Source organism: Dactylosporangium sp. CA-139114 (genome assembly GCF_050955725.1).
In the GTDB taxonomy this organism is placed as follows: Bacteria; Actinomycetota; Actinomycetes; order Mycobacteriales; family Micromonosporaceae; genus Dactylosporangium.
The window spans coordinates 8,832,034-8,839,460 of the sequence record NZ_CP192080.1; the positions used below are offsets into that span (position 1 = coordinate 8,832,034).

The window sequence follows — 7,427 nt, forward strand, 5'->3', positions numbered from 1 at the left end:
CTCCGCCGCGCCATGTCCATCCGGGGCGCGATCGGGGCCAGCCTCATCGACTACACCACCGGACAGACCCTCGGGCTCGAAGGCGGCCAGCAGCACGTCGCGCCCCACGCCGACCCCACCGCCGCCGCCCTGGGCACGGCGAGCGTGATCCATGCCGCCATGCAGACCGCGGCCTATGCCCCGGCCGTCCCGGGTGACACCGTGGAGGACGTCATCATCAGCACATCGGCCGCGTACCACCTCATCCGGCCGGTACGCACCAGCTTCGACTCCCGCCTCGTGCTCTACGTCTGGCTCGACCGGAACGAGGGGAATCTGGCCATGGCCCGCCGCCGGGTCCGTTCGCTCGCCGACGACCTCGCGTGAACGCGGTCACGACGGGCTCCCCCGGCAAGCAGCCCCGGTTCCCCCTGGGCACCTCGCCCATCGACGCCCTCGGGGAGCTCGCGGCGCAGGGCGCGACCGGTGCGCTGACCGTGCACGGCGAGCCCGGCGGCGTCGTCTTCCTGCGCGACGGCCTGGTCAACGGCTGCGAGTCGCCGGCCGCGCCGAGCGTCGACCGGCTGCTCACCGCGTGCGGCAAGGTCGAGGAGCGGGTGTGGGAGACCATCCCGTCCCGGCCCGCCCGCGCGCTCGTCGAGGGCGGGCACGTGACCGCGGCCGAGATCGAGCTCTGCGCGCTGCAGGCGCTCTACGACGCGGCCTTCTTCGTGCTCGGCACCGCCGGGGCCGAGCTGCGCTTCGACGAGGGCATCGAGCACTGGCTCGGCGCCGAGGGCACCGTGACGGCGGACCAGGTGTGCGACCACGTCGCCCGTCAGCGACGCATGCTCGACGAGGTGCACCCCTCCGACGCAACCGACCTCGCACCGGTCGTGCCGGTCCCGCGGCCGGGGCTCGACCGGGTGCTGCTGTCCGGCCTGCAGTGGGAGATCGTCCTGCACGCGGACGGGCAGCGCACCCCGCAGGAGCTGGCCGGCCTGCTCGGACGCTCGGCCTACGCCGTGACGCTGGACGTGCGCCGGCTGGCGGCGGCGGGGCTGGTCGCCGCGCCGGGGACTCCGGCGCAGGCGCCGCCCGTCAGAGCCGTCGCAGCGGTACCGCACGAGCCGCCCCCCGAGCCTCCGCCGAAGGAGACGCTGCCGCAGCGCGTCCCCGGCACCTTCACGTTCGAGGAACCGGCGCCCTCCGCGGCGCGCCGGGAGCTGCCGGCGGGGGTCAGCGCGCTGGCGGTGCTGCCGGGGGCGATCGACAAGTCGCCGGACGACTCGCTGCTGAAACGGATTCGCGCGGCGTTGATGGCGCTGCGGTAGGGGCCCACCGGTCCCGCCGCGGCGGAAAGGAGGAGACGACTCGATGAAGACCGACGCGGAGCTGCGCGGCGAATTGCTGGCGGAGCTCGGCCGGCTGCGACGGGTGGTGCACGAGATCACCGGGTGCCTGGTCGCCAGCACGGACGGCCTGCTCATCGTCGAGGACGCCCCCGGGCTCGCGGTCGAGGGAGTCGCGGCGCTCGCGGCGGCCGGCCTCGGGGTGAGCCAGCGCATCGCCGACAGCGCCGGTCACCAGGACTTTCAGGAGGTGCTCATCAGCAGCACAGGAGGGCACGTCGCCATCTACATGGCCGGGCACGGCGCGGTGCTGATGCTGCTGGCCCGCGCCGACGCGAACGTGGCCCGGCTGCACCACGAGGCGCGCCGGGCGGTCGCGGTGGTGTCCGGGGTGATGGCCGACGCCGCGCTGGGCTTCGAACGGGCCGTGCCGGAGCCGGCGGCATGGTGAGCCGGGGCGGCGGCGTGCACCGCAGACCCAGACGAAGTACCGATTCTTCCCCCACTTCCCCTAGTAGAAAACTCTCGGAGGTAGCCATGGCGGACATGGAGACTGCGCTCAAGGAACTCATGCAGATCGACGGTGCTGTCGGCGTAGCGCTCGTCGACTACAACAGCGGGATGGCGCTCGGCGTGCTCGGCGGGTCCAAGGACCTCGACCTGACCGTCGCCGCGGCCGGCAACACCGACGTGGTGCGGGCCAAGATGCGCACGATCGAGATGCTGAACATCAAGGAGGGCATCGAGGACATCCTGATCACGCTGGCGAACCAGTACCACCTGATCCGCCCGGTCACCGGCCGCTCGGGCAAGGGCCTGTTCCTCTACCTGGCCCTCAACCGGCAGCGCGCGAACCTGGCGCTCGCCCGCCACCAGCTGACCCGCGTCGAGAACGAGATGGAAGTCTGAGTTCACCGCACACGAGAAGAAGGCCGGGGCGCCGTTGCCCCGGCCTTCTCAGTGCTCACCGGGGACTCGAAACCCGGTGAACGGTCACCTGCCGCCGACCCACGTCATCGGGAGTCGGAACCGGTGGTCTCGATGGCCGCGCGCCCAGCCTCCAGGCGGGCGACCGGCACGCGGAACGGCGAGCAGGACACGTAGTCCAGGCCCACCTCGTGGAAGAAGTGCACGGAGTCGGGGTCGCCGCCGTGCTCGCCGCACACCCCGAAGTGCAGCTCGGGCCGGGCGGCCCGGCCCTCGTCGACCGCGATGCGGACCAGCCGGCCCACCCCGTCGCGGTCGATGGACTCGAACGGCGAGACGCCGAAGATCCCCAGCTCCAGGTACCGCCAGAAGAATGCTCCTTCGACGTCGTCGCGGGAGAACCCCCAGCCCATCTGGGTCAGGTCGTTGGTGCCGAACGAGAAGAAGTCCGCGGCCTGGGCGATGTCGCCCGCGGTGAGCGCGGCCCGGGGCACCTCGATCATGGTGCCGATCTTCACGTCGACGGCGAACTCGCCGATGATCTTCTCGGCCTCGGCGCGGATCGTCTCGAGCTCCTGCACCGCGCCGACCAGCGGCACCATGATCTCCGGGTGGGCGTCGGGCACGGCCGCGGCCGCCTCGACGATCGCGCGCACCTGCATCGCGAACAGGCCCGGGATGACCAGGCCGAGGCGCACGCCGCGCAGGCCCAGCATCGGGTTCTCCTCGTGCATGCGGCGCACGGCGTCGAGCAGGTCCCGGTCGTGGCCGGGGTCCTCGCCGCGCTCCTCGGCCACGGCGACCTTCACCGCGAGGTCCTCCAGCGGCGGCAGGAACTCGTGCAGCGGCGGATCGATGAGTCGTACGGTCACAGGCAGCCCGGCCATCTCGCGGAACAGCTGCGTGAAGTCCTCGCGCTGCAGCGGCAGCAGCTCCGCCAGCGCGGCCTCGCGCTGCTCGGTGGTGCGGGCCAGGATCAGCCGCTCCACGAGCGCGCGGCGCTCGCCGAGGAACATGTGCTCGGTGCGGCACAGGCCGATGCCCTGCGCGCCGAAGCGCCGGGCCCGGGCCGCGTCCTCGCCGGTGTCGGCGTTGGTGCGCACCCGCAGCCGGCGCCGCTCGTCGGCGTGGGTGAGGATGCGGTGCACGGCCGCGACCAGCGGGTCGGCCTCGGGTTCGAGGGTGCCCTCGAAGTACTGCACCACCGGCGAGGGCTGCACGGGCACCTCGCCGAGGTAGACGCGGCCGGTCGTACCGTCGACGGAGATGACGTCGCCCTCGGACACCACGTGACCGTCCACGCTGAACTGTCCCTTGTGGAGGTTGACGTCGAGCTCGTCCGCCCCGCACACGCACGTCTTGCCCATGCCGCGGGCCACGACGGCGGCGTGCGAGGTCTTGCCGCCCCGGCTGGTGAGGATGCCCTGCGCGGCGATCATGCCCGGCAGGTCGTCGGGGTTGGTCTCCCGGCGCACCAGGATGACCTGCTCGCCCTCCTTGGCCATGGCCACCGCGTGCTGGGCGTCGAAGACCGCCTTGCCCACGGCCGCGCCCGGGGACGCCCCGACGCCGCGGGTGAGCTGCTCCGGCTCCGCGGACAGGTCGAAGGTCGGGAACATGAGCTGGGCGAGCTGCGCGCCGGTGACCCGGTGGACGGCCTCGTCGAGGTCGATGACGCCCTCGTCGACGAGGTGCGTGGCGATCACGAACGCGGCCGCGGCCGTGCGCTTGCCGACCCGGGTCTGCAGCATCCACAGCTTCCCGCGCTCGATCGTGAACTCGATGTCGCACAGGTCCTTGTAGTGCTCCTCCAGCGTGGTCATGATCGACATCAGCTGGTCGTAGCTGGCCTTGTCCCGCTGCTCGAGGTCCTGCAGCGGCATCGTGTTGCGGATGCCGGCCACGACGTCCTCGCCCTGGGCGTTGGCGAGGTAGTCGCCGTAGACCCCGCGCTCCCCCGTCGCCGGGTCGCGGGTGAACGCGACGCCGGTGCCGGAGTCGGCGCCCAGATTGCCGAAGACCATCGCGACCACGTTGACCGCGGTGCCGAGGTTCGACGGGATGCGCTCCTGGCGGCGGTACAGCACCGCCCGATCGGCGTTCCAGGACCGGAACACGGCGCCGACGGCGAGGTCGAGCTGCTCGCGGGGGTCCTGCGGGAAGTCCCGCCCGGTGTGCTCGCGGAAGATCCGCTTGTACTCGGCGACGAGGTCCTTGAGCTGCCCGGCGTTCAGCCCCACGTCGTCACGCGTGCCGGCGCGGTGCTTGGCGTCGTCCAGCGCGTGCTCGAACTCCTCGCCCGGCACGTCGCAGACGGTCTTGCCGAACATCTGGATGAGCCGGCGGTAGGAGTCCCAGGCGAAGCGCTCGTCGCCGCCCGCCTGCGCGGCCAGCCCGGCGACGCTGTCGTCGGTCAGCCCGACGTTGAGCACGGTCTCCATCATGCCGGGCATGGAGAACTTGGCGCCCGAGCGCACCGACACGAGCAGCGGGTCGGCGGGCTCTCCGAGCCGGCGGCCCATCTTGTCCTCGAGGGCGGCGAGGTGCTTGGAGATCTCGTCCTGGCCGGGCATCTCGCCGGTCTCCAGGAACGCGCGGCAGGCGTCGGTCGTGATCGTGAAGCCGGGCGGGACCGGCAGGCCGAGGTTGGTCATCTCGGCCAGGTTGGCGCCCTTGCCCCCGAGCAGGTCCTTGAGGTCGCGGTTGCCCTCTTCGAAGTCGTACACGAACTTCTGCACAACGCCTCCATACCCACTGAGCCCACGTTTAGGTCCTGGGTGTGCCGGTCACCGTAAGACGTTTTTTCGGCCGGTGGCCATGGCGGGTGACAAGTCTGACAAGAATCGACACGCGCTTCGATTCCCCCTGCATTTGGGAGCGGTCCCACGAGCAGAAACGCGCATCTTCTCTGCTGAGAGCGCTCTCTTTCCCGTGTTGCCGGCCGATGCGCTTTCTTGATTCGGCGGTCCCTTTTCCGCGCAGAAACGAACTTTCTCGTTTTGGGCCCGGGCGGCGCACGTGGGACCATCGGGAGCGTGCCGCTCCAGCTCGGACCCCACGTGGTCGACCCGCCGGTCGTGCTCGCCCCCATGGCGGGCATCACGAACCAGGCGTTCCGCCGGCTGTGCCGCGAGCAGGGCGCCGGCCTCTACGTGTGCGAGATGATCACCACGCGGGCCCTGGTCGAGCGCAACCCGAAGACCATGTCGATGATCAGATTCGCCGAGGGCGAGCACCCGCGCAGCCTGCAGCTCTACGGCGTGGACCCCGCCACGATCCGCAAGGCCGTGGAGATGGTCGTCGAGGAGGATCTCGCCGACCACATCGACATGAACTTCGGCTGCTCGGTCCCGAAGGTGACCCGCCGCGGCGGCGGCTCGGCCCTGCCCTGGAAGCGCCGCCTGTTCGCCTCGATCGTGTCGTCAGCGGTGGACGCGGCGGAGGGCCTGCCGGTCACGGTGAAGATGCGCATCGGCATCGACGACGACCACCAGACGTACCTGGACGCCGGACGGATCGCCCAGGACGCCGGCGTGGCGTGGGTCGCCCTGCACGCCCGGACGGCCGCCCAGCGCTACTCGGGCACGGCGGCCTGGGACGCGATCGCCACCTTGAAGCAGTCTCTGGACATCCCGGTGCTGGGCAACGGCGACATCTGGGAGGCGACGGACGCCCTGGCGATGATGTCCCAGACCGGCTGCGACGGCGTGGTCATCGGCCGCGGCTGCCTGGGCCGCCCTTGGCTGTTCGCCGACCTGGCCGCGGCCTTCGCCGGCCGCTCGGATCGCGTACTGCCCAACCTGGGCGAGGTGGCCGCCCTGATGTATCGGCACGCCGAACTGCTCACCGAATGGCTGGGCACCGAACGCGACGGCGTGACGGACTTCCGCAAGCACGTGGCCTGGTATTTGAAGGGCTTCCCGGCGGGCGGCGAACTGCGCCGCTCCCTGGCCATGTCCTCATCGCTGGGCGAACTGGCCGCCCTACTGGGCGAGCTGGACCACGCAGCGCCTTTCCCGCGCGAAATCCTGGGCCAGCCACGGGGCCGGACGGGCACACCGGGCAAGGTGGTGCTGCCGGAGGGTTGGCTGCAGGACCGCGACTCGGACCTCATCCCGGAAGGTGCCGAACTGGACGACTCCGGCGGCTGACTCGGGCAGAACTCCGGCGGTCCTGGCCACTATGTCCTCATCGTTGAACGAACTGTCCGATCTACCGGACGAAACTTGACCCCTCGGCCCTCGCAATCGAGGAATTTGTAGCGGCTCAACACTTGTACAACTGAGCCCGTTGACAAACACCCGAGAAGGACACGCCTCGCGGCCGCGACAATAGATATTCGCCATACTCTGAGTCGGAAATATCGTAAATCCCCTCATACAGCATGAGTTAAAAGCGCAGTGAAGCCGCGTGACGCCGCATCCTCAACTGAGCACCCTACCCGGGCTGAAGGCCTCCCACCCCGAGGCTATTACGGTCTCACTAATTCATTCGGCAACGCCCATTTCGACTAGGGCGCGATAGCCGGCGAGCACCTCGGCCGCATTCCGCCCCTTGTCCGGCGCTACCATGACCACGCTTGAGAAGGGCGACAATCCGACCAATTCCAATCGCGACTGAATTGCTGACGGTAGGAGTTCCACCGCCACAGACTCGAGGCGATCACGGTACACCAAAAAGTGCCGTTGCGGATCGCGCAGCACGAGTTCACCCGGAACGAACAGTAGCTTAATATCGGTGAAACTCGCATCGCGAATGTCGACTGCCCACTCGATATCCCCATAGAACTCGGCCGCCGCCTGTAAGATCGCCGACTTCTGAACTGGGGGCACAGATGGCTGCGGACCAAGGATAGACGTTGCCCCACACTTTCCCGAGAATCGCACCCGATCGAATAGACAGGAAGTCAGAAATAATGGCTGCGAAGACGCCCGGTACGACGAGAGCATCCAGTCACGCAACACAATCTGATTGACGACGTTCTTACCGAAGGCGCAGCGATCAAACGTGAGACCCGCACCTACGGATATGAACCCGTCGCCCCCGCGCGGCCGTATTGTACAACCAAAGAAGGTGCAGCGGCGGAACGTGGAACCGTCGTAAGCGTCGGTGCCATGTTCGATTCGCTTGTGCTCAAAGGTCTGGTCCAAATACTCGGCCGTCATCCGC

Annotated in this window: 7 protein-coding genes; 5 read left to right on the forward strand and 2 right to left on the reverse strand. The window is 69.5% G+C overall.

What is annotated here, in order from left to right:
• The first annotated feature begins 12 nt into the window (after positions 1-12).
• The 4 genes from ACQP2P_RS39605 to ACQP2P_RS39620 all read left to right on the forward strand — a co-directional run bounded on the left by ACQP2P_RS39605 (position 13) and on the right by ACQP2P_RS39620 (position 2,240).
• Positions 13-366: a hypothetical protein gene (locus ACQP2P_RS39605; protein ID WP_433609883.1), complete on the forward strand. Its 354-nt coding sequence runs from the start codon at positions 13-15 to the stop codon at positions 364-366.
• Positions 363-1,313: an ADAM 12 protein gene (locus ACQP2P_RS39610; protein ID WP_433609885.1), complete on the forward strand. Its 951-nt coding sequence runs from the start codon at positions 363-365 to the stop codon at positions 1,311-1,313. Before ACQP2P_RS39605 ends, ACQP2P_RS39610 begins: the two co-directional genes overlap by 4 nt.
• Before the next feature lie 43 nt (positions 1,314-1,356).
• Entirely contained in the window at positions 1,357-1,782 is a 426-nt protein-coding gene (locus tag ACQP2P_RS39615) for a roadblock/LC7 domain-containing protein (protein WP_433609887.1), read from the forward strand.
• An 86-nt stretch (positions 1,783-1,868) separates the two neighbouring features.
• Positions 1,869-2,240 (forward strand): hypothetical protein, encoded by a 372-nt coding sequence (locus tag ACQP2P_RS39620; RefSeq protein WP_433609889.1) that lies wholly within the window; start codon positions 1,869-1,871, stop codon positions 2,238-2,240.
• Between the two features lie 104 nt (positions 2,241-2,344).
• Here the strand turns inward: ACQP2P_RS39620 and ppdK are convergent, their stop codons facing one another.
• Positions 2,345-4,996, reverse strand: coding sequence for a pyruvate, phosphate dikinase (ppdK, locus tag ACQP2P_RS39625; protein ID WP_433609891.1), 2,652 nt, complete (start codon positions 4,994-4,996; stop codon positions 2,345-2,347).
• A 351-nt stretch (positions 4,997-5,347) separates the two neighbouring features.
• On the opposite strand from ppdK, the gene dusB reads away from it, so the two are divergent.
• On the forward strand, positions 5,348-6,409 hold the full coding sequence (dusB, locus tag ACQP2P_RS39630; RefSeq protein ID WP_433619459.1) for a tRNA dihydrouridine synthase DusB: 1,062 nt from the start codon (positions 5,348-5,350) through the stop codon (positions 6,407-6,409).
• A 336-nt stretch (positions 6,410-6,745) separates the two neighbouring features.
• Here dusB and ACQP2P_RS39635 read toward each other — a convergent pair whose 3' ends face one another.
• A complete protein-coding gene (locus ACQP2P_RS39635; RefSeq protein ID WP_433609893.1) occupies positions 6,746-7,423 on the reverse strand; it encodes a hypothetical protein in 678 nt (225 codons plus the stop codon).
• Positions 7,424-7,427: the final 4 nt, after the last annotated feature.

Coding starts and splice junctions, on each gene's coding strand:
- ACQP2P_RS39605 (WP_433609883.1), top strand. CDS start 13: ATGTCCATCCGGGGCGCGATCGGGGCCAGCCTCATCGACTACACCACC.
- ACQP2P_RS39615 (WP_433609887.1), top strand. CDS start 1,357: ATGAAGACCGACGCGGAGCTGCGCGGCGAATTGCTGGCGGAGCTCGGC.
- ACQP2P_RS39620 (WP_433609889.1), top strand. CDS start 1,869: ATGGCGGACATGGAGACTGCGCTCAAGGAACTCATGCAGATCGACGGT.
- dusB (WP_433619459.1), top strand. CDS start 5,348: ATGGCGGGCATCACGAACCAGGCGTTCCGCCGGCTGTGCCGCGAGCAG.
- ACQP2P_RS39635 (WP_433609893.1), bottom strand. CDS start 7,423: ATGACGGCCGAGTATTTGGACCAGACCTTTGAGCACAAGCGAATCGAA.